Source organism: Smaragdicoccus niigatensis DSM 44881 = NBRC 103563 (assembly GCF_000380645.1).
GTDB classification, from domain to species: domain Bacteria; phylum Actinomycetota; class Actinomycetes; order Mycobacteriales; family Mycobacteriaceae; genus Smaragdicoccus; species Smaragdicoccus niigatensis.
This window is the reverse complement of the sequence record NZ_AQXZ01000017.1, coordinates 594,358-614,830: the sequence shown is the minus strand read 5'-3', so window position 1 is coordinate 614,830 and position 20,473 is coordinate 594,358. Positions and strand designations below refer to the sequence as shown.

General features: G+C 63.2%; 20 protein-coding genes. 5 read left to right on the top strand and 15 right to left on the bottom strand.

What is annotated here, in order from left to right; all coding sequences use genetic code 11:
- Positions 1–158: 158 nt before the first annotated feature.
- Genes F600_RS0115810 through F600_RS0115800 form a run of 3 tightly spaced genes read right to left on the bottom strand, consistent with a single transcriptional unit; the run spans position 159 to position 3,156 of the window.
- Positions 159–992: an alpha/beta hydrolase gene (locus tag F600_RS0115810; RefSeq protein ID WP_018161601.1), complete on the bottom strand. Its 834-nt coding sequence runs from the start codon at positions 990–992 to the stop codon at positions 159–161.
- Positions 992–2,152 (bottom strand): acyl-CoA dehydrogenase family protein, encoded by a 1,161-nt coding sequence (locus tag F600_RS0115805; RefSeq protein ID WP_018161600.1) that lies wholly within the window; start codon positions 2,150–2,152, stop codon positions 992–994. Before F600_RS0115805 ends, F600_RS0115810 begins: the two co-directional genes overlap by 1 nt.
- Before the next feature lie 38 nt (positions 2,153–2,190).
- Positions 2,191–3,156, bottom strand: coding sequence for an oxygenase MpaB family protein (locus F600_RS0115800; RefSeq protein ID WP_051090830.1), 966 nt, complete (start codon positions 3,154–3,156; stop codon positions 2,191–2,193).
- Between the two features lie 157 nt (positions 3,157–3,313).
- Between F600_RS0115800 and F600_RS28600 the strand changes: the two genes are divergently transcribed.
- Complete coding sequence (locus F600_RS28600) at positions 3,314–3,901, top strand: TetR/AcrR family transcriptional regulator (RefSeq protein WP_018161598.1); 588 nt, start codon at positions 3,314–3,316, stop codon at positions 3,899–3,901.
- Here the strand turns inward: F600_RS28600 and F600_RS28595 are convergent.
- Positions 3,898–4,797, bottom strand: coding sequence for a winged helix-turn-helix transcriptional regulator (locus F600_RS28595; RefSeq protein ID WP_018161597.1), 900 nt, complete (start codon positions 4,795–4,797; stop codon positions 3,898–3,900). The two genes, F600_RS28600 and F600_RS28595, sit on opposite strands and share 4 nt — an antisense overlap.
- 84 nt (positions 4,798–4,881) lie before the next feature.
- Between F600_RS28595 and F600_RS28590 the strand changes: the two genes are divergently transcribed.
- Positions 4,882–5,691 carry an enoyl-CoA hydratase/isomerase family protein gene (locus tag F600_RS28590; RefSeq protein WP_018161596.1) on the top strand — a complete coding sequence of 270 codons (810 nt, stop codon included), beginning with the start codon at positions 4,882–4,884 and terminating at the stop codon, positions 5,689–5,691.
- A gap of 172 nt (positions 5,692–5,863) precedes the next feature.
- Positions 5,864–6,466 (top strand): TetR/AcrR family transcriptional regulator, encoded by a 603-nt coding sequence (locus tag F600_RS30550; protein WP_162141432.1) that lies wholly within the window; start codon positions 5,864–5,866, stop codon positions 6,464–6,466.
- On the opposite strand, the gene F600_RS0115775 is transcribed toward F600_RS30550, so the two are convergent.
- Positions 6,441–7,871, bottom strand: coding sequence for a carotenoid oxygenase family protein (locus tag F600_RS0115775; protein ID WP_018161594.1), 1,431 nt, complete (start codon positions 7,869–7,871; stop codon positions 6,441–6,443). The genes F600_RS30550 and F600_RS0115775 overlap by 26 nt on opposite strands.
- 50 nt (positions 7,872–7,921) lie before the next feature.
- Positions 7,922–8,941, bottom strand: coding sequence for an oxygenase MpaB family protein (locus F600_RS30545; protein ID WP_018161593.1), 1,020 nt, complete (start codon positions 8,939–8,941; stop codon positions 7,922–7,924).
- Positions 8,942–9,033: 92 nt separating this feature from the next.
- Between F600_RS30545 and F600_RS30540 the strand changes: the two genes are divergently transcribed.
- On the top strand, positions 9,034–9,663 hold the full coding sequence (locus F600_RS30540; RefSeq protein WP_162141431.1) for a TetR/AcrR family transcriptional regulator: 630 nt from the start codon (positions 9,034–9,036) through the stop codon (positions 9,661–9,663).
- On the opposite strand, the gene F600_RS0115760 is transcribed toward F600_RS30540, so the two are convergent.
- From F600_RS0115760 to F600_RS0115750, 3 genes are read right to left on the bottom strand one after another with little or no spacing between them, the layout of a single operon-like run.
- Positions 9,660–11,489, bottom strand: a complete 1,830-nt coding sequence (locus tag F600_RS0115760; RefSeq protein WP_018161591.1) for an acyl-CoA dehydrogenase — start codon at positions 11,487–11,489, stop codon at positions 9,660–9,662. The genes F600_RS30540 and F600_RS0115760 overlap by 4 nt on opposite strands.
- The gene (locus F600_RS0115755) at positions 11,489–12,775 is read right to left on the bottom strand and encodes an acyl-CoA dehydrogenase family protein (RefSeq protein WP_018161590.1); all 1,287 of its coding nucleotides are present in this window, start codon (positions 12,773–12,775) and stop codon (positions 11,489–11,491) included. Before F600_RS0115755 ends, F600_RS0115760 begins: the two co-directional genes overlap by 1 nt.
- The gene (locus F600_RS0115750) at positions 12,756–13,823 is read right to left on the bottom strand and encodes a phosphotransferase family protein (protein ID WP_018161589.1); all 1,068 of its coding nucleotides are present in this window, start codon (positions 13,821–13,823) and stop codon (positions 12,756–12,758) included. Before F600_RS0115750 ends, F600_RS0115755 begins: the two co-directional genes overlap by 20 nt.
- A 33-nt stretch (positions 13,824–13,856) precedes the next feature.
- Between F600_RS0115750 and F600_RS0115745 the strand changes: the two genes are divergently transcribed.
- Complete coding sequence (locus F600_RS0115745) at positions 13,857–14,516, top strand: TetR/AcrR family transcriptional regulator (protein WP_018161588.1); 660 nt, start codon at positions 13,857–13,859, stop codon at positions 14,514–14,516.
- 26 nt (positions 14,517–14,542) lie between these two features.
- On the opposite strand, the gene F600_RS0115740 is transcribed toward F600_RS0115745, so the two are convergent.
- The 6 genes from F600_RS0115740 to F600_RS0115715 are packed head-to-tail and all read right to left on the bottom strand — an operon-like array spanning position 14,543 to position 20,460.
- Positions 14,543–15,700 (bottom strand): acyl-CoA dehydrogenase family protein, encoded by a 1,158-nt coding sequence (locus tag F600_RS0115740; RefSeq protein WP_018161587.1) that lies wholly within the window; start codon positions 15,698–15,700, stop codon positions 14,543–14,545.
- Between the two features lie 11 nt (positions 15,701–15,711).
- The gene (locus tag F600_RS0115735; RefSeq protein WP_018161586.1) at positions 15,712–16,926 is read right to left on the bottom strand and encodes an NAD(P)/FAD-dependent oxidoreductase; all 1,215 of its coding nucleotides are present in this window, start codon (positions 16,924–16,926) and stop codon (positions 15,712–15,714) included.
- Positions 16,923–17,114 (bottom strand): ferredoxin, encoded by a 192-nt coding sequence (locus F600_RS0115730; RefSeq protein WP_026306586.1) that lies wholly within the window; start codon positions 17,112–17,114, stop codon positions 16,923–16,925. The genes F600_RS0115735 and F600_RS0115730 overlap by 4 nt, the downstream gene beginning before the upstream one ends.
- Before the next feature lie 3 nt (positions 17,115–17,117).
- Entirely contained in the window at positions 17,118–18,419 is a 1,302-nt protein-coding gene (locus F600_RS0115725; protein ID WP_018161584.1) for a phytoene desaturase family protein, read from the bottom strand.
- Positions 18,420–18,422: 3 nt separating this feature from the next.
- Positions 18,423–19,286, bottom strand: coding sequence for an SDR family NAD(P)-dependent oxidoreductase (locus F600_RS0115720; protein ID WP_018161583.1), 864 nt, complete (start codon positions 19,284–19,286; stop codon positions 18,423–18,425).
- Positions 19,287–19,299: 13 nt separating this feature from the next.
- Positions 19,300–20,460, bottom strand: coding sequence for an acyl-CoA dehydrogenase family protein (locus F600_RS0115715; protein ID WP_018161582.1), 1,161 nt, complete (start codon positions 20,458–20,460; stop codon positions 19,300–19,302).
- Positions 20,461–20,473 lie beyond the last annotated feature (13 nt).

The window sequence follows — 20,473 nt, the reverse complement described above, 5'->3', positions numbered from 1 at the left end:
TCTCCTGAACGGCAAACCATGGTGAACACGATCTGTGGTGCCCCGATGCCGCCGGAATAGCGGCGGCCACCAGGTCCCTCATCACGTGATTGAAAACCGCGACGAGCAACTCATCGTTCAGCCGGGCACACCGACATGCTCAGCCGATTCGACATGGCTCAAGGGCGGACCTTGAGCCACTCGATGACGTCCCTCATGACGGTCTCTTTCTCGGGTTCGTTGAGAACCTCGTGGTAGAGCCCGTCGTAGGCCTTGAATGTCAGATCCGTCGACGAGACGGTGTCGGCGAGGATCTGGCCACTCGACGGCGAAACGATCTGGTCGCCAGTGCCCTGCAGGATCAGCAGCGGCAACTCGATCCGGGGCAACCGGGACTCGAGGTTCTCTGCTGTCTTCAAGATCTCGGCGCCGGTTCGCGCTGGGACTTGGCCGTGATGGTTCAGCGGGTCGTTCGCATAGTCGTGAACGACTGCTGGATCGCGGCTGACCTGTGACGGTTCGATAGCCACGACCCCAAGGTTGGGTGCAAGGCGCGACAAAATCGACGCTGCTAGCCGCTCAAGGGCTGAGCCAACGGTGATCTCGACCGCTGCACCCGAGAGAATCAGTCCACGCAACGCGGCCGGTGAACCCGACATGTATTGCATCGAGATCAGGGCGCCCATGCTGTGGCCCAGCAGGTATACCGGAAGACCGTGGTTCTTGTCGCCGGCGATACCGATGAGAGTGTGCAGATCGGCGACGACACCGTCCATGCTGTCGATGTTGCAGCGTTTTCCGCCGGACTTTCCGTGGCCCTGATGGTCGATTGCGTAGGACGCGTAGCCGTGGCTCGCGAGCTGCTGCGCGACCCAGTCGTAGCGCCCGCCGTGCTCGCCCACGCCGTGGGAAAACACGACGACGCCGATTGGTGGATTTTCCGGAATCCAAGCTTGCCAATGGATGTGGTCTCCGGACGCCCCGGTGAATCCGTCGTCGATGTGGGTTGTCATTAGAGGGTCCTTCCAATAAGTTCTTTCATGATTTCGTTAGTGCCGCCGTAGATCTTCTGCACTCGGGCGGCGGCGTACATCTGCGCGATCGGGTATTCCATGACGAAGCCGTATCCGCCGAAGAGTTGCAGGCAGCGGTCGATAATCTCGACCTGCTTGTCCGTGCCCCACAGCTTGGCCATGGACGCGGTCGCGGCGTCGAGCGTGCCGTCGATGCAGCGCTGGATGCAGTAGTCCATGAGCGTGCGGCCCGCGAGGAGCTCGGTTTTGCATTCGGCGAGAACGAACTTCGTGTTCTGGAACTCCAGGATCGGCTTGCCGAACGCCCGGCGGTCTTTGACGTAGGCAATGGTTTCGAGCAACGCGGCTTCGGCCATCGCGAGGCCGCCGACTCCGATGATCAACCGTTCCCGTGGGAGTTGCTTCATCAGCTGGTAGAAGCCCTGGCCCTCGACCCCGCCGAGCAGGTTCGCCGCAGGCACGCGCATGTCGGTGAAGGACAGCTCGCGGGTGTCCATGCCGTTCGCGCCGATCTTGTGCAGCACGCGACCGCGTTCGAATCCGGGAAGATCCTTCGTCTCGGCGACGAGCAGCGAGATTCCCTTCGACCCGAGGGAGGGGTCGGTTTTGGCGACGACGATCACCAGGTCGCAGTGCGATCCGTTGGTGATGAATGTCTTTGAACCGTTGACGACGTAGTGGGCACCGTCGCGAAGGGCTGTTGTGCGCACGGCCTGCAGGTCCGAGCCAGTGCCGGGTTCGGTCATGGCGATCGCCGCAACCAACTCACCGGACGCGAGCTTGGGCAGCCAGGTGCGCTTCTGCTCGTCGGTGGCGAACGCCTGGATGTAATGGGCGCAGATCGTCGAATGCACGCTGAAGGCAATCGCCGTGTCGTGGGCGTAGGCAATCTCCTGCCACACGGTTGCCTCGTGCCCGAAGTCCCCGCCGCCCCCGCCGAACTCCTCGGGGATGTCGGTGCACAGGAGTCCGGCGGCGCCGGCCTTGTTCCAGAAGTCGCGGTCGACTTCGTGCTGCTCAGCCCACCGTTCCTGATGGGGTGTGGCTTCTTTGCGGAAGAACGTCGACGCATGTTCGCGCAGCAGTCCGTGTTCCTCGGTTTCCCAGGTGGACCGGTAGTCGGGGAAGAGTGCGTTCACCAGGGATTGCCTTTCTAAAAGTGAAGCTCAGACGCGCCTTAGCGACTACCGGGACTTTGGTTATTTGCTTTCCGCGGATCGACACCTTCACGCTCGAAGGCCTCGCGCGCCCAGGGCACGTACAGAATGCTCAGCGGAAGCCGGTTGAGGATCGGATTGAGGCCACGCATCATCGCGGCGAAGGTTTGGAAACGTCGCTCCTGCGCCTCGGACCACGGCAGCTCGCAAGCGGCCTTCATCTCGTCCGGCAGCGTGCCGACGATGACATTGCGGATGAATAAATTCAACGGTGCCGCAACCACATTCCATACCGGCCGGGGGATCCCCCTTGGACCTGGGACGCCCTTCCGGATATAGCCGGTCGCAAAGAGGATCGTCTTGTGCGGGACGAACCGAGTGAGCATGTCGTTCCAGTACTCGACGAACTCGTCGTAGTTCTGCGGCTGACTCCGCGAACTCACGCCATACCGGGAGTACCAGACCTTGCTCTCCTCGAAGATCTGAGACTTCTCCTCGTGACTCAACCGCCTGATGAAGGTATCGGTCATGGTGATGACCTCATCGACGAACGTCGCATGGGCCCAGTAGTACAACTCTGGGTTGAGCGCGTGGTAGCGCGAGCCGTCGGAAATCGTGCCCTTGATCGACTTATGGAAGTCACGAACAGTCCGGCCCCACTGCTCGGCATCTTCGGCATACAAAGCTTTGTTGATCGGGGGTGCTGACCGCCGACCCCGGCCGAGGGGGTCGGTGAAAGCCATGGAGTGGTCGAGAACGCCCTGGCCCAGCTGCTCGATGGAGTTCTCAGTCCCCGCCAACCGCTGAAATCCAAAGAACTGAACACGCAGGTCGCCGAAATACTTCCAGGTCAAACTGTCGGGTCCCAGCAGTGTCGTCGACGACGGCTCGGCTGCACCCAACCCGACCAGCATGGGTTCGGCCTCGCGAATCCTCTCGTCAAAGTGCGCGTGGCCGATTGTGTCGACTCGTTCTGTCTGCGCCATGCATGCTCACCACTTCCATCTCGTGTCGTGAGACATTAGCGCAGAAGTGTCCCATTGTGCCGTAACGTGCGTCACTCCCCGCGAAGGACCATGGGACAATGTTGTACATAAGTACCGCACGGGAAACCGGTCCCGACGGAGAGCGAGGGTTCCTCACGTGAAACCAGAAGTCCGCGATGACGACCCGCTCTTTGCAGCCGCGCTGGTCGAGTTTGAGCGTTATGGAATTCGCCGTGCGAACGTTGACGACATCGCAAAGCGGGCCGGCGTCAGTCGCAGCACCTTCTATCGCCATTTCACCGGCAAAGACGACATTCTGAATCAGTTGGTCATGCGGTACGTCGACCAGTTCTTCGGGGCCCTCCAAGCGACCGTGACGGGCCTCGGACCGGGCGAGGCGATTATTCAGGCGTTCGTTGCGGGAATCAGTCTCGTTCGCCAAGTCCCACTCTTCGTTTCGATTCTCGAAAGCGAGCCGGACCTGATGGTGCGCATGAACGCCGTGGCAGAGGGAACCGCCATCGTCGATATTTCAGCAAAGGTGGCAAGCACACTTCGCCAAGCCGGCGCGACATTGAGCGACGAACGCCTACGCGAAGTCTCCGAACTACTGCTCCGAATCGCGATCTCTTTCATCGCTTTTCCGAACGGCGGAATCGACGTCGCCAGCGATGGTCAGGCGCGTCGCTTCGCCGAGGATTACCTGGCACCGTTGATCGACAACGGTGGTGGCAACCACCACTAGGCGAACCGAACCGAGGTGCGCGAGATCGGCTCGCCACAGTGACCGCAGGCTAGGACTGAGGTGAACCGCTCCCCACACGGAAGGTGCGTCAGCGGGACCGGTGGATTGCCGTCAGCGAGCCAGCGATCACCCCACGTCATCATCGCGAGCGGCACGGGATAAAGGTCGATCCCCTTGCGCGTGAGTCGATACTCATGACGTAACGGCTGCTCTTGGTACGGAACACGGTCCAGAACCCCGAGCTCAACGAGGCGGTCCAAGCGCTGGGCCAGGATGTTCGTAGCGATCGAAAGTCCCCGCTGAAAGTCGTCGAACCGGCGCACGCCGAAGAAGGCCTCGCGCAGGATCAACGCGCTCCAGTGCTCTCCGAGGACCTGCAGCGTCCGCGCGACCGACGACGGCCGCTCGCGTTCGAGGAGAGCCAAGTCCGGCGTCCGATGACGCCGCGAATCCGCGCGGCCGGGCCGGGGGCGGCTTTCAAAGCGCACCGCTTGAGCCTCGACCCGGTCGTGGCAATGCGAGCACCGCACTTCGGCTGACATCCGCTCACCGCAGCCGATATGGGTCACCACGTGAGGTATTCCGGCGTCGTCGGCAAACCAACGGTCACCCCACGTCAGCGCGAGAATCAGGCACCCGAAGAAGTCTGCGCCACGGTCACTGAGCAGGTAAGCCCCACCAGGTCCGCGCCGCAGCACGTCGCCCGCAACCAGATGTTCGAGGCGCGCTGCCAACGTCGAACGGGCAACACCCAGCCGAGATCGGAAGTCCTCAAAGCGCGTCACGCCGCTGAAAATCGCTTCGCGCAGGACCAACCACGACCAAGCGTCACCGATCACAGTGACGGTGCCGAAGACCGAATCTTCGCCCGCCAACACCGACATCTCGTCAGACATAAAAATCACCCTACCGGTTACTTGCATAGCGAGACTCGTTCGACTTAGTCTCTATATGCAAGTGACACCAACTAGGAGGTTCCCATGAGCACCGAGACATCCCCATCCCCCTCCGGCAAACTGCTGGTCAGTCGAGACGGCCAGATCACCACAATCACGCTGAACCGACCCGAGTGCCACAACGCACTCGACAAGGAACTGTCGGCTGAGCTCAACGTCGCAATCAAAGACGTTTCGGTCGACCGGAACTGCCGCATCCTCGTGATTCGCGGGTCCGGGAACACGTTCTGCGCCGGCGACGACATCAAGGACTTCACCAGCTGGGTGCCCGAAGACCTCATCTGGCAGATCCGTCAGTACCAGGAAACCGTGAACCTCCTCGAGAACCTCGTCCCGATCACCATCGCGGCCGTCGACGGGATCTGCACGGGAGGCGGACTGGAGCTGACCCTCGCCTGCGATTTCGTGGTCGCCACCGACCGCAGTCGCTGGGGTATGCCCGAAATCAACTGGGCAATCACCCCTGGTTGGGGCGGCGTCTCACGGCTGGGCAAGTTCGCCGGACGGCGCAAGACGAAGGAATGGAACATGATCGGCGGCCTCTTCGATGCGGCCACCGCCGAACGGTATGACCTCGTCAACCGCCTGTGCCTGCCCGAGACGCTCGATCGGGACGTCAACGCCCTGATCGAGACCATTCTCGACAAGGACCACCGGGCTCTTCACGTCACCAAGTACTACCTCAACAAGGCGGCAGAACTGAGTGCGGAGCAGGGCATGTGGTTCGAGGGCGCACCTCAGCGACCACTGGATGGGGCCGGCATCCTCGACTTCGTGATGCCTGAGACTCGCGAGCGTCGCCGCAACCTGGCGATGAATCTCTGGCAGGACTGACACCCGGCGCACACCACGCTGAAACGCGACCACGCCCGCCGTTCGGTACGAACGGCGGGCGTGAGTGGCCTTCACGATATCCAGAACAGCGCTCACCCACCCAGTGATCGGCGACCTCGCAATGTTGAAGACAGCAACGGAGCAACACTCAGGCCCAGCACAGCTGCGGAGTGTGTCGTACACGCAGATCGCGCACGCAGCCCTGCGGAAGTCGGTGCTGGCGGCTGTGGACGAAGTCGTCCGGGACGTCGGCTGGGCGGCCACGACGATCGGCGCGGTTGCCACCCGGACCGGCGTCAGCCGACAGACCGTTTACAAAGAGTTCGGTTCCCGTCAGTCGATCGCCCAGGCCTACGTCATTGATCGGCTCGACAAACTCGTCGACTCAGCGTCGTCCGTTGTGCGCAGGCATGCCGATGATGATCTCGAGAAGGGTCTTCGTCAGGCGCTGGGTCTCATTTTCGATGCCTTCGACGAGCCGCTTATCCAGACGGCGCAAGCCGGCGGAGGGATCGGTTCGCCGGAGCTGATGATGCTGATGCAGACCGCGAACGAGCGCGCGACGATCAAGGTAAGTGCCCTCCTGAGCGACCTTCGCCCCCAGCTCACGAGCCAGGACACAGTGACCTATGCCGATGGCTTGATCCGCATCGCACTCACCCTCGGAATCGCACCTACGCGTCCCCGCGCCGAGGCCCTGGACCGGATGGTGAAGATCGCCATGCTGATTGTCGGGGAGCCCACTGGCGTCATGACGCCGCTACCCGGCTCGTGAAGCTGCCATGAAAGCCTGGGAAGAAGTGGCGGTCCAGCCGCGCGACGGCGATGGGAGCCCTGGAGGGGTCACGTGCGTCGAGGACGACGAGAGCCGAGCGGTGTTCGGCAGCGATGTAGACCACCGTGAGCAACCACCCGTCATCCTCGGCCGCAGTCGCGGAGCGGGGCACGAAGATCGGCTCGCCGACCGCGTCACCTGGTTCGAAGACGTGCTCAACGTGCCGAGCAGTGTGTGCGTCGACTTTCACGATCCGATTGACCGCACCCGGGCGGGAGTCGAGCGTGGTGTGGTAGCCGTACCGGTATTCGCGCGAGGTGCGTCGCCAATCATGTTGCGGCAGCTCGGTTTGCTGGTCGCTGAAGTCTTCGACGGTGACCTTGTCCGCGGTGCCGACCCTTACCCGCGACGCGAAACCGCCCACCACAGATCTCGTTCGGAAGTCGCGTGCCCGATCGAAGAAATCGTCGTAGTGGTCGTACCGAACAAGATCGATGACCACGTCACCACGATCCTCGAAGGCGTTGTTGATGTGGATGTACATCAGCGGCGGGCATTCGATCTCGCGGTGCCGGCCGCCAGCTCGAGGAACGAGCACAATCTTCGTGCCAAGGTCGGGTCGATGAGACATCGCGCGCTCGGCTGTCTTCAGCCCTAGCATCGCCTGGACCGGATCAAGAACGATCGGGGCGAGGACGAACACGAGGTAGTGCTCGGTGATCGCGAAGTCGTGCTGAATGTATGCGTAGCGCAGCGGAACAGTCGCTTGGGTATGCAAGCGGCCGGCCCGATCGACCCGATAGCAGTGCATTGTGATCGGGAGCTTCGCCGACAGATGCGGTGTGAAGTCGAGCCCAAAGTTGAACATCTCGCCGGTGACCGGGTCGAACCGTGGATGCGGTGAGAACCGCGACAGCACGGGCAGCTTTCCGTCGAAGTCACAGGCGCCGCGTGTGGTGAGGTCGTCCAAGTCGATCTCCCACGGACGGCCGGCATCAGAGAGCGCGAGCAGCCGGTTGGCCTGCACAACTGCGTGAGTGTTGGCGCTGTCAGCCGGGAAGCGACCGATGTTGGCGAGAATCCCGCCGGGACGCTGGTTGCCCATGCCTCGAACGGCGGCGCCGTTACCTGCCTCCTCCTGCCGGAACTTCGAGGTGCGGACGTACCGACTCTGAAACCGCACCGCACCGCCGTCGATGACGAACTTCGAGATGAGCCCGTCCCCGTCGAACGCATGCTGAGCCACGAAACCACCGCCCTCGAAACGGCCGGGCCCATTGCGATAAAGCGTGCCGCGGAGCTCTGCCGGGATCTGTCCGGTGACGTCGAGGACAATCTCGTCGGACACCTCGCGCGCCGGCGAAAGTGCTGGGTGGGCGTTCGAGTTCAACGCTGAAGTCGTCATGACACTCCTGAACAATCGGTTTGTTGTCGAGCGGTGTTGTGAGCCGGGGCCTACTTGGCGCCGTTGATCAGCAGGAGCGGACCGATTTCACGCTGGCCGGCCCCTGCGATTTCCGCTGGGCCAGGCCTATTTGCCACCCGAGCTACCGCCTGGTGGTACTCAACGCCTCCGCCGATCGCTTCTTGCGCCGCGATGATCGCGGTCTTGACGGCAGCGCGCATCGGCTCTCGCACGACCGCAGGGATATTCGGGTAGCGAAATAGTTCTCGTGCCCAGTCCGGCAATAGATCGATCGCGATCCACCGCAACACCGACCATGTCACGCCGGCTGTCCCCGTCACGGTCTTCCCCTCGAACGGTGCGATCAGTCGCAGGGCGTCGTAGGACAGGGCCAACTGCGGGCGGATGTAATCGAAGTAGTCCTCGATGCCACGCATCGTCGTAGGTATGTCGGCCGCCCCGAGTGCGGTCCCAATCACCGCCCAGTCGGCGATGTAACGGTCGAGATCATGGTCATTCAGTGGCGCGGGATGGTATCGCCGATGCGCGGTAGCAACGCCGTAGGCGAGGTTGGCGTAGGCGAAGCGCAACGGTTCGGGGTCATTCGCGGCGTAGGGAAGCCCGTTTCCAAGAGTGCCGTTGACCCGGCCGTGCATCGCACGCACGATCCGGCACGACCGGTCGGCGACTTCGGTGGACCCGAAAGTGACGCTGGTGAGGAACGATTGGGAACGACCGAGACGCTGGAAGATGCCGTTCCACCCGGTCTCCGGGCGGTACATCACGGAGTGCTCGGTGACGCCGCGGGCCAGGACCGGATGACCCGCTTCCGCCCACAGACCGGAGAGACCTCCCAAGCCCGTCGACAGGTGCGAGTGGACGTACCAAATCGCACTGTCCGGCCCGAACCAACCCCGATCGCCCGGCGGGTCGGTGAATTGCACGCCGGGCAGGCTGCCGGCCCGAACCGCCTTACTGACGAAGGTGTCGAGCGCGCTCGACACTGGAGTTGCGCGAAGCGCACGTCCCGCGACATTTCCGAAAATCGGGCTGACACTGCGTTCGGTCATGATGCCTCCTCGTTGAGATAGGACGAGCGTAATCCGAGCAAATGCTCGGTTTCTACTCCGTTTTTGAAAACGACTTCACTAGGATGGGATCCATGCCATCAAGCCAGTTCCCGGTACGTGCTGCCCCTCGACAGGCCCGATCTCGGCAGACGGTCGAGGACATCATTACGGCCGCCGCTCAGGTTTTGGCGAAGGAAGGCTACGACGGCGCATCCACCAACAAGATCGCTGCGAAGGCCGGCGTCGGCATCGGATCGCTCTACCGGTACTTCACCGACAAGGAAGAGATCGTCACGGCTGTCGTGGGCCGGGTCATCCGTCGGTCCGAGGAGGAACTCAGCGCAGCGATGCTCGCCGCACTGAGTGAGCCGTTTGAGACGGCGTTGCGGACCACACTCTTGGCGCTCGTCTCAAGCCTCGAACGCGACGCCGACTTGGTTCGCGTTCTGCTCGAAGAACTACCACGCTCGGGCGGCACGCACCGGCTTGGAGGCACCGAGCAGCGCATGTTCCAGGTCGGGCGGGCAGCGCTCGTCCACCTTCTCGGTCCCTTGCCGGCGACGGACATCGCCGCAATCAGCTACCTCGGTGGGAGCACGCTACTGGCCCTCTCGGTGCGAATCGCGCTTGAACGCCCACCCGAGATCGAACGAGAACTCCTCGTCGACCACGCCACGCGCTTGTTGAGCGCGTGGCTTGGTCAGTACCGGACAGCCCCCTAGAAAGCCGCGTCGTCAAGGTCCATGACGTCCTTGTCGATCGACTCGATGATCGCCCGCACCGCCGACAGATGCGGCAGAACGTTGCGTGCAAAGAATTGTGCCACGGCAACTTTGCCCTGGTAGAAGGCCACGTCCTTACCGATCGCTCCGGCGTCCACTGCGGCCAGCGCGACCTGCGCCCCGACCAGCAGTCGCCACCCGACGATAAGGTCACCGACCGCATGCAGGAAACGCACCGATCCAAGACCGACGCGGTAGACCTCCGTCCGGTCACCGGCCGCACCGAACGTGTAGAGAGTCAGCGTGCTGACCATTTCCTCGACGTCCGACAAGGCCGTGCTCAGCAGCTCGCGCTCCACCTTCAGCTCGGGACGACCGCCATCGACCGTCGCACGAATCTGCGACACGACATGACCGAATGCCACTCCGCCATCACGGATGAGCTTGCGGAAGAAGAAGTCGAGCGCCTGAATAGCGGTAGTGCCTTCGTAGAGACTGTCGACCTTCGAATCGCGGATGTACTGCTCAATCGGATAGTCGCACAGGTAACCCGACCCCCCGAGCGTTTGCAAGCTCTCGGTGAGCAGCTCGTAGGCCTTCTCGGACCCGTATCCCTTGACGATGGGTAACAGCATGTCGTTGACCCGGGCGGCCATTTCTGCGTCCGCGCCTGAAACGAGGGCCGCGACCTCCGGATCTTGATGGGCCGCTGCGTACATGTAGAGCGCGCGCAATCCCTCGGCGTGCGCCTTCTGTGTCATGAGACTGCGGCGGACATCGGGGTGCCGAATGATCGCGACCCGCGCCGCATTCTTGTCCATCATCTCGGTGAGGTCGGCGCTCTGAATCCGCAGCTTCGCGTATTCGAGGGCGTTGAGATAGCCCGTCGACAGCGTGCCCGCAGCCTTCGTGCCCACGCCCATCCGCGCGTTTTCGATGACTTTGAACATTTGCGCGATGCCGTCGTGTACGTCGCCGACAAGCCAGCCGACGGCCGGAACGCCGTGCGCGCCGAAGGTCAACTCACACGTCGGCGACGCCCGCAAACCCATCTTGTGCTCAAGACCCGTGGCGAACACGCCGTTGCGGGTCGTGAGTTCAAACGTCTGCCGATCGAACAGGAACTTCGGCACATAAAACAAGCTCAAGCCTTTGGTGCCCGCGCTTGCCCCTTCGGGCCGTGCGAGCACGAGATGGAATGAGTTGGGCGCGGTATCCCCGACGTCCCCACCGGAGATAAACCTCTTGACCCCCTCGATGTGCCAGGTGCCGTCAGCTTGGGGAATCGCCTTGGTCTTTCCGTCGCCGACGTCCGAGCCCGCATCGGGCTCGGTGAGGACCATCGTCGCGGCCCAGCCTCGCTCGATACCTTCCTTCGCCCATACCTTCTGCTCTTGCGTTCCCAGTTCGTAGAGCACGGAACTCATCAGCGGGGCCAGGTTGAAATACAGCGCGGAACTGTTCGCCGCGCACAAGATCTCACTGACCGACCACTGCAGCGCTGCGGGGACCTGCACGCCACCGAGCGCCTCGGGTATTCCCACGCGCGACCAGCCCGAATCCTTGATCGCCGCAAGAGTCTTCTTCATCGACTCCGGGACGATGACCTCATGGTTGACCGGGTCGAACCGCGTGGGGTTGCGGTCCGCGTCGGCGAACGATTCGGCAATCGGTCCTTCGCCCAGGCGGGCAACTTCGGCCAGAATGTCGCGGACAGTCTCCGCGTCGAGGTCACCCCAGACCCCGGCATCGAGTAGCCCGCCGATCCCGAGTACTTCGAACAGGTTGAACTCGAGGTCGCGGACGTTGCTTTTGTAGTGGCCCATCAGCTTTCATCTCCCAACTGCAGGCCGTATTTCGCGCGCGCCGCGGCGGTCAGGTCGGGCAGGAACTGGGTCGGCCAAGCGCCCGGTGCGGGTTTGTATCCCTTGAGAACTTGTCGGGCGATGATCTGCTGGTGCACCTCGTCGGGTCCGTCCATGATGCCCAACAGCGGCGCGGTGAGCCAGAGCTTCCCTAGCGGCGTCTCGTTGCTGACACCGAGTGCGCCGTGGATGTGCATGGACCGGTAGACGACGTCGCGGTACACGCGGCCTGCGGCGATCTTGCAGGCCGAGATCTCCGCTCGCGCCTTGGAGGTTCCCACCTGATCGCACAGCCAGGACGTGTGCAGCACGAGCAGGCGGAACTGGGCGATGTCGAGGTAACAGTCGGCGATGGCGGCTTGTACCAGCTGCTTATCCGCGAGAATCCCGTCGCTGACCGTGCGAGACAGCGCTCGCTCGCACAGCATGTCCAAGGCCTTCTTCACGGACGCGACCGTGCGCATCGAGTGATGCAGTCGTCCGCCGCCGAGCCGTTCCTGGGCAATGACGAAGCCGGCACCCTCGGGTCCGAGAAGTGCGTCGGCACCGACGCGGACATCGGTGTACTTGAGGTGGGCGTGCAGGCCGCGGCCAGTCGGTTCGCCCATGACGCCGAAGTCGCGCAGGAACTCGATTCCCGGAGTGTCGGTGGGGACGATGAACATCGACATCCGCGCCAGGGGATGCGCGTCCGGGTCGGTGACCGCCATGACAATGAGGAAGTCGGCGTTTCGGGCATTGCTCGTGAAGTATTTCTCACCGTTGATGACCCAGTCGTCACCGTTCCGGATCGCACGGGTGATGAACAGGCGAGGATCGGCGCCCGCCTGCGGTTCGGTCATGGAGAACGCGGAAAACAGCTCGCCATCCAGCAGCGGCTGGAGATACAAGGCCTTCTGTCCTTCAGTGCCGTGTATCGCGAGGATTTCCGCGTTGCCCGTATCCGGTGCCTGGCAGCCAAAGACGACCGGAGCCCACAAGGACCGCCCCAGGATTTCGTTCATCAGGGCCAACTTGAGTTGGCCGTAGCCCTGACCGCCGAGTTCTCCGTCGAGGGCACAGGCCCACAGTCCCTGGGCTCGAACCTGGTCCTTCAGTGGGTTAATGATCTTTCGGAACTCGTCATCGAGCTTCTGGTACTGACGTTCCGGGAAGGCGAGGTCGAGAGGTTCGACTTCCTCGCGAACGAATGTGTCCATCCAGTCGAGCTTTTTCTGGAACTCGGGTTCAGTGGTGAAGTCCCACATGAGTGTCTCCGATCAGTTTTTGCGCGCGGCCGAAGAGGCCGAGTGCGAGCGAGTGAAGGAAGTCGCCGGTCGCGACGGGCGCCTTGCCCGCGCATGCGCGGGCATGCGTGCCTTCCAGGACGATGCCGAGCTTGAAACAGGCCAGGACTGCGTACCAGTCGATGGCAGACAGGTCGCGGTCACTGTGTTCTGCGTAGTGGGCGACGAGTTCTGCAGGCGACGGGAGCCCGCCCGCCAGGCTGATCGAACCGGCCAAGACTCCGATCGCATCCGAGCCGGGCCAGGTAGCCAGGAGCCAGCCGAGATCGAGCAGTGGGTCTCCGATGGTGCACATCTCCCAGTCGACGATCGCCGCGAGAGCTGGGCCGTCATACGCGAACATCAGGTTGGCCAGGTGGCAGTCGCCGTGCATGATGCCGGGCTGCCAGTCGGCCGGACGGTTCGCCTCGAGCCAGGCTGCAACCTTCTCGAGTCCGGGGATTTGCGGGCCGGCGTAGCCGTCGAGAGCGTTGTAGGACTCGAGCTCGCTCATCCAGCGGCCGACCTGACGCTCCAAAAACCCGTCGGGTTTGCCGAAGTCGGTCAGCCCAGCCGCCTCGTAGTCGACGGCGCCAAGTGCGGCGATGCCGGTTGCCGCGTTCAGTCCCATCTGGTGTCGAATCGCGGGGTCGCCGGCGTGCAACGCGGGAAGCATGGTGGCCGGGTTGAATCCGTCGATCGGCTCCATCAGGTAGAACACCGCGCCGCCCAGGATGCTGTCGTCCGCGCATCCGGCGATCAGTCGCGGAGCGGGGACCGGAGTTGATTCGAGCGCGCCCAATACCCGCATCTCTCGGCGCAGAACCTCGTTGCTCTTGGCCCGCAGGTGCATCGGAGGGCGCCGAAATACGTAAGCCTCGCCGCCACGCCGGAACCGGTACATCAGGTTCTGCGTGCCTCCTTTGAGGGGCTCGACCTCGACGATCGGACCATCCGGCAATCCCTGTTCGTTCATCCACTCCGCGATCGCGGAGAAGTCCATGTCTGGCATGAACTCACCATAATGCATACGCATTAATAGTCAATATGATTGAATGAACCAATGTCAGAGACTGCCGAACGAGCGACCAATACCCGCGAGAGTCTGATCGCCACCGCGGCGACACTTTTCGCAGAGCAAGGCATCACCGGGGTGTCACTGCGGGAGATCCTGCGCGCGTCCGGAGTTCGCAATACAACGGCACTGCAATACCACTTCGGCGATCGCGCCGGATTACTGCGAGCCATCCTCGACAAGCACAACAGCGCGGTCGAGGTGGCCCGGCACACGCTGATGGATGCGTACGAAGCCGGGGGTAACGCCGATATCCGCGCCTTGGTGGCAGCACTTGTCCGACCACTGTCGGCAAAGCTAGACGGTGCCGACGGGGGCCGGGAGTACCTGCAGATTCTCGGCGAATTGGCGAACCACCCCAGGCCGGAGCTGCCCACCGATGATCTTGAATCGAACGACAGCCTTCTCCGCTGGCGGTCGCTGATTGGGCCGCTCCTCGAGCCCGAAGCGGTACGGATGCATCGCCGATTCGTCGCCATCAGATTCACGTTCATCGAACTCGGGCGTCGAGCTCAAAGTGGTCCACACACCGACGATCGGCTGTTCATCAGCCACCTCATCGACCTCGTTGTCGCCGTACTGGTCGCGCCGCTCAGTCCCGAAACGCTCCGTCTCGAGACCGAGCGAAATGCTCTGCAGGACAACTAAAGGCAGGCAGTGAGCAACCCCGCTGGTTAGTGGCTCAGCCCGCCCCGGCTGATCAGCTGACTGATGATCACGTTGCGCTGGATCTCGTTCGTCCCCTCGCCCACGATCATCAACGGTGCGTCGCGGAAGTAGCGCTCGACGTCGTATTCGGTGGAGTAGCCGTAGCCGCCGTGGATACGCACTGCGTTGAGAGCAACCTCCATGGCAACTTCCGACGCGTACAACTTCGCCATTCCGGCTTCCATGTCGCATCGCTGACCCGATTCGGCTCGCTGCGCGGCGTGCAGAACCAACTGCCGGGCGGCGGTGAGCTTGGTCGCCATGTCGACGAGGTAGTTGCCGATCGACTGGTGCTTCCAGATCGGCTGACCGAATGTCTCGCGCTCCTGCGCGTACTTGAACGAGTCGTCGAAGGCCGCCTGCGCGACACCGAGCGCCCGGGATGCGACCTGAATGCGGCCCGTCTCCAGGCCCTTCATCATCTGGGCGAAGCCCTGGCCTTCTTCTTCGCCGAGCACCGCATCGAGCGGAGCGCGGTAGCCGTCGAACGCGAGCTCGCAGCTCTCCACGCCCTTGTAGCCGAGCTTGGGCAGATCTCGCGACACCGTCAGTCCAGGACCGTGCTCGACCAGCAGGATGCTGATGCCCTTGTGCCGCGGCCGGGCATTCGGGTCGGTCTTGCACAGCAACGCAATCAGTCCGGAGCGGCGTGCATTGCTGATCCATGTCTTCGAACCCGAGACGACGTACTCGTCGCCGTCACGGCGTGCGATCGTCGTCATTGCCTGCAGGTCTGAACCGCCACCCGGTTCGGTGAGGGCCATCGTGGCCCGCATCTCCCCGCTCGCCATCTTGGGCAGGTACTTCTCCTTCTGTGCCGCGGTCCCGAAGGTGACGAGCAACTTGGAGACGACAGTGTGCCCGCCCATCGCACCCGCCAAGCTCATCCAGCCACGCGCGAGTTCCTCGGTGACGCCGACATAGCACGGCATCGAAACCGGCGTTCCGCCGAATTCCTCGGGGATTGCCAGCCCGAAGATCCCGAGTTCTTTCATGCGGTCTATAAGGGACTCGGGATAGGTGTTGGCCTTCTCGAGGTCGTGCGCGACGGGCCGGACGTCGCGGTCGACGAAATCCCGAACGGTCTTGACGACGAGCAGTTCGTCCTCGCTGAGCATGGTCATATCGTCCTCGCTTATGCAGTCGCGCGTGCGGAGCAGCGGCTTTCGGCGAATCGAACCGCGTCGCCCCATTCCGTGCGCTTGGTGATGAGCCCGCTGAATTTCATGATGTCGGCCTGGCCGTTGAGGGTGAGCGCGCCTGACAGGCGGTCGCCCGCCCGGTAGAGCGCGGTCAGGCGGTCGCCGCGGTCTTCGATCGTGACGATCTCGTCCGCGTCCGGGGACCCGACGAACTGGATGCGCGATCCGTACCAGTCCGACCAGAAGTAGGGCACCGTCGAATATGGTTTGGCCGCATCGGGATTGAGCGCATTGCGAGCTGCCGACGCACCCTGCTGCGCGGCGCTGGTCCAGTGTTCGAGGCGCATACGGCGCCCGAAAAGCGGGTTGTGCCAGTTGGCCACATCGCCCGCCGCGTACACCCCCGGAGTCCCGGTCCACAGGTTTTCATCGCACACGATGCCGTTGTCGATCCTCAGGCCGGAACCACGCAACCAGTCCGTCGCCGGGACGGCGCCGATGCCGACGACAACGAGGTCCGCGCGGATTTTCGTCCCATCAGACAGGACAACCAACTCCACTCGGCCGTTTCCTTCGAGCCGTTCAACTCCGGCGCCACATCGCAGTTCAGTGCCGTTTTCGACGTGCAAGCGGGCCAGGCGTGAGCCCATTTCCTCCCCCACCGCTCGGATCAACGGCGTGGGGAGCGCTTCGATCACCGTCACCGGTAGTCCACGCTTCCGCGCGCCGGAAGCGATCTCGGACCCGATGAATCCGGCGCCGATCACCACCGTTCTCGCGCCCGCATTCAGAGCAGCCCGGATCTGCGCGGCATCGTCGAGGGTTCGCAATGCGTGGACGCCGACGAGACTGTCGGTGCCCGGCAGCCTTCGAGCCGTGGCACCGGTCGCAATGACGAGTGCGTCGTACGTCAGTTCGCGACCGTCAGCGAGGGCGATCACCCGCGAATCGGTGTCGAGACCGGTTGCGGCGATACCCAATTCGAGTTCGACAGCCAATTCACCGCGCAGAGTCACCTCGTCGCGGAACTCGACGGTCGGCGGTTCCGCGTCGTCGAGGTAGGCCTTGGACAGCGGCGGCCGGTCGTACGGCAAGTGTTCTTCGCTGCCGACGAGCGTGATCTGTCCGTCGAATCCGGACTTGCGTGCGGCCTCGACCGCGCGCAAACCCGCCAGTGAAGCTCCGACGACTACCAGGCGATGCGTCATCGCACGAGGCGCAGGGCCGCGGTTGGGCACCCCGCGATTGCCTCTTCGACACCCAGGAGTGTGTCGTCGGTGACGTGCTCATCGAGCAGGACCAGCTCGCCCTCGTCGTTGACTTCGAAGTGCTCGGGCGCCAACGACTCACAGATACCCAGACCGGTGCATTTGGTGCGGTCCACAAGGATTTTCATTGTTCACTCCACTGGGAACTGGCCGTGGATCTCATCCACGACGATCTTGGCGGTCTCCGCACACGCGGTCGTTCCGCCGTTTCCGTACTCCTTGACCGCATCGCCGACATTCCACAGGTTCGGGATAGGCGTCGCATACGGCATGTCATAGCCGGCGACGGCACGCTGCGGCGGCCAGCCGTCGCGCGTGACGTTGATCGACAGAATCCGCGCCTCGTCGAAGCCCTCGATCTCGTCGCGAAGGTCTTGCAACACGAGCTCGGTTTCGGACTTCTCGTCGAACTCACCGACGGAGGGCTTCGGGACGCCGGTGCCCTGATAGAGGTGCCAGCCCTCGGGAGCCATCTCGGGGCACAGCTCGGTGAAGTTCGCGACGTAGCAGAGACGACGGGTGGTCGCGAAGCTCAAGAGACCAGGTGCGGTGCTGAGCTTGCGACGGCTCGCGAAGTTGACCGAGATCATCGCGCAGGGCCGGTTGCCCTGTTCGATCTGTGCCACGTAATCGGCTGGGAGGTTCTCGCGGCCCACCAGATCGAGGGTCGCGAACGGACCGATGTCGCTCACGGTGAACCGACTGGTCACGTCGGTGGTTTCCCCACCGCGGCGGATCGAAGCGCCGGTGATCCGACCGTCGGTCAGCGTCAGCTCAGTGACCTCGGCGTCGAGCCACACTGAACCACCGTTGTTCTCGATCACTTCGGCGAGCGCCTTCCAGACGCCGATTGTCCCGTCCGGGCAGAAGCCGAACTTCTTGAACGCGCTCTTGCGGGTGAAGTACGTCAGGAACACGCGGGCCGGCAATTCTTCCGACCCCACCGCGAACACCGAACCGCACATGTTCCGGAAGATGCCGTGGACGGATTCCTTCTTCGTGTACTTGCGCACCCAATCCGCGGTCGAGATCTCGTTCTCGGGCATGCCGCTGTCGTTGCGCGCGGCACCTAGGCCCGTCACCAGCTTGGCGCCCTGACGGGTCAGCTTCGACAGGAGGAATCCCCAGCCACCACCGGTGACGTCGACATCCTTCTTACCGATGCGGTAGAGAATCGGCGGCTGCGGTCGGCGAATGTCGAACTTGGCGCCAACCTCCTCGAACGTCTCCTGCGTGATGCCGCCGAGTTCGATGACGATCGCGCCGTTGTTGACCTTGAAGCCTTCGACCTCGTCAGTGGATGCGCGTCCGCCGACTTTATCGAGCCGTTCGATGACGAGAGTCTTGTATCCGAGGTGCGAGAGCCGGGCCGCGGTGAGCAGCCCGCCAGCGCCGGCACCGATGACCAGGGCATCGAAGTTATTGTCAGTCATGTTCTATCCCAACGGGTTCGAGCCGAGCTCAGCGCTCGACAGGTCGGTGATCTGGTCCCACTGGGCGGCAACCTCGCCGATTCCGGGTGGGGAGGCGAATACGGCGCCCTTCGTCTGGAACTGCGCAACGCGGTAGACGCGACCGCCGCCCGCGACGACGACCGTCGAGGTGTCCGAGCACTCATCGCTGACGAGGAAGCCGACCACACCGGCAACGTGCGCGGGAGGCAGCGTGTCGAGGAGTGCCTGCGGTGCGACATCCTCCGTCATGCGAGTCGCGGCCAGCGGAGCAACCGCATTGGCGAGGATGTTGTAGCGGGCACCCTCGATGGACAACGTGTTGATGAGTCCGACGAGACCCGCCTTCGCGGCGCCGTAGTTGGCTTGGCCGAAGTTCCCGAACAATCCGCTCGTCGACGTCGCCATGACGATGCGCCCGTGCTTCTGCTCGCGAAAGTAGGGCCAGGCCGCCCGGCTGACGAAGTATCCGCCCCACAAGTGCACGCGCTGCACAGATTCCCAGTTGTCCACGGTCATCTTGTGGAACGCGCTGTCGCGCAGAATTCCGGCATTGTTGACGACGGCATGTACCGCTCCGAATTCATCGATGGCGGTCTTGATCAGGCTGTTGGCGCCTTCTTCGGTGGCCACGCTGTCGTAGTTGGCGACGGCGGTGCCGCCCGCGGCGCGAATCTCGTCGACGACCTGGTCGGCCATCGAATGTCCCGCTCCGGTGCCATCGCGGGACCCGCCGAGGTCGTTGACGACGACTTTGGCGCCCTCACGAGCGAGCAGCAATGCATATTCGCGGCCGAGTCCCCCACCTGCTCCGGTGACGACGACAACGCGATCTTGTACTCCTGGCATGTTCGAGAATCTCCTAGTAGGACGCAGGAAGGTTGAGGCTCGTCTGAGCCACGAAGTTGAGGACCATCTCGCGGCTCACCGGCGCGGTCTTGAGCAGGCGGGCAGAGAACCAGAGTTCGGCGAGGCCGTACTCCTTCGACAGTCCGTTGCCACCGTGGGTCTGAATGGACTGGTCAAGGGCTTTGAGCGAGGCGTCCGCGGCAGCGAACTTGGCGATGTTGGCAGCCTCCGCGGCCGGTTCACCGGCGTCGAACAATTCGACAGCCCGATAGGTAGCCATCCGGGCGAGTTCGACAGCGATGTGCGATTCGGCCAGCGGATGCGAGATGCCTTGGTGCGCGCCGATCGGCGTCGACCACACCGCGCGGTCGCGGGCGTAGGAAACCGCCTTATCGACCGCATACCGGCCGATGCCGCAGCTGATGCCCGCGGCCAGAATGCGTTCGGGGTTGAGGCCGGCGAAGACCTGCTTCAGCCCGTCGCCTGCCGCGCCGATGAGCGCCTCTGGGCCGACCCGAACGTCATCGAGGAACACCGTGAACTGACTGTCTGGGGAGACAACGGCGGTCGGTAGTGGCTGCAGCGTGAGGCCGGGATCGTCGGTCGGGACCACGAACATCGACAGCGGCGATTTCCGGGTTCCGACGAAGTCGGCATCGCGTGCAATGAGCAGCACCGCGTCGCACTCGTCGATCGCGGAGATGAAGTACTTGCTGCCGGAGATCACCCAGCCGTCACCATCGCGGCGGGCCGTGGTGGTGACGTTGTGGCTGTTCGAACCTGCGTCCGGCTCGGTGAGTCCAAATGCCATCTTCTTACTGCCATCGGCGATGCCGGGAAGCCACTCTCGTTTCATCTCGGTCGAACCGTGAGCGGCGAGAATCGATCCACAGATCGCTGGCGAGATGACCGTGAGTAGCAACGGGATGCCGTGCGCAGACAGTTCCTCGATGACGACGAGAAGTTCGGCCAAGCCGGCTCCCCCTCCGCCGAACTCCTCTGGGAGGTGAACGCCGAGGAGCCCCGCCTGGCCGAGTTCGGTCCACAGTTCGTCGACCTTCTGGCCGGCGCGGGACCGTTCCAGGAAGTATTCCTGGCCGTACTTCTCGGCGATCTTGGCGACGCTCTCGCGGATCAGTTTGTGCTCGTCAGAGTCGACGACGAATGCAGACAAGGTTCCTCCTCTT

Bases quoted from the DNA above. Each gene is read 5' to 3' on its own strand.
- F600_RS0115730 (WP_026306586.1), bottom strand. From the start codon at position 17,114: ATGAAAATCCTTGTGGACCGCACCAAATGCACCGGTCTGGGTATCTGT.
- F600_RS0115760 (WP_018161591.1), bottom strand. From the start codon at position 11,489: ATGGGCCACTACAAAAGCAACGTCCGCGACCTCGAGTTCAACCTGTTC.
- F600_RS28595 (WP_018161597.1), bottom strand. From the start codon at position 4,797: ATGTCTGACGAGATGTCGGTGTTGGCGGGCGAAGATTCGGTCTTCGGC.
- F600_RS0115800 (WP_051090830.1), bottom strand. From the start codon at position 3,156: ATGGCGCAGACAGAACGAGTCGACACAATCGGCCACGCGCACTTTGAC.
- F600_RS0115745 (WP_018161588.1), top strand. From the start codon at position 13,857: ATGTCAGAGACTGCCGAACGAGCGACCAATACCCGCGAGAGTCTGATC.
- F600_RS0115735 (WP_018161586.1), bottom strand. From the start codon at position 16,926: ATGACGCATCGCCTGGTAGTCGTCGGAGCTTCACTGGCGGGTTTGCGC.
- F600_RS0115755 (WP_018161590.1), bottom strand. From the start codon at position 12,775: ATGTGGGACTTCACCACTGAACCCGAGTTCCAGAAAAAGCTCGACTGG.
- F600_RS30545 (WP_018161593.1), bottom strand. From the start codon at position 8,941: ATGACCGAACGCAGTGTCAGCCCGATTTTCGGAAATGTCGCGGGACGT.
- F600_RS28590 (WP_018161596.1), top strand. From the start codon at position 4,882: ATGAGCACCGAGACATCCCCATCCCCCTCCGGCAAACTGCTGGTCAGT.
- F600_RS0115725 (WP_018161584.1), bottom strand. From the start codon at position 18,419: ATGACTGACAATAACTTCGATGCCCTGGTCATCGGTGCCGGCGCTGGC.
- F600_RS0115750 (WP_018161589.1), bottom strand. From the start codon at position 13,823: ATGCATTATGGTGAGTTCATGCCAGACATGGACTTCTCCGCGATCGCG.
- F600_RS0115720 (WP_018161583.1), bottom strand. From the start codon at position 19,286: ATGCCAGGAGTACAAGATCGCGTTGTCGTCGTCACCGGAGCAGGTGGG.
- F600_RS0115740 (WP_018161587.1), bottom strand. From the start codon at position 15,700: ATGACCATGCTCAGCGAGGACGAACTGCTCGTCGTCAAGACCGTTCGG.
- F600_RS0115775 (WP_018161594.1), bottom strand. From the start codon at position 7,871: ATGACGACTTCAGCGTTGAACTCGAACGCCCACCCAGCACTTTCGCCG.
- F600_RS30540 (WP_162141431.1), top strand. From the start codon at position 9,034: ATGCCATCAAGCCAGTTCCCGGTACGTGCTGCCCCTCGACAGGCCCGA.
- F600_RS0115810 (WP_018161601.1), bottom strand. From the start codon at position 992: ATGACAACCCACATCGACGACGGATTCACCGGGGCGTCCGGAGACCAC.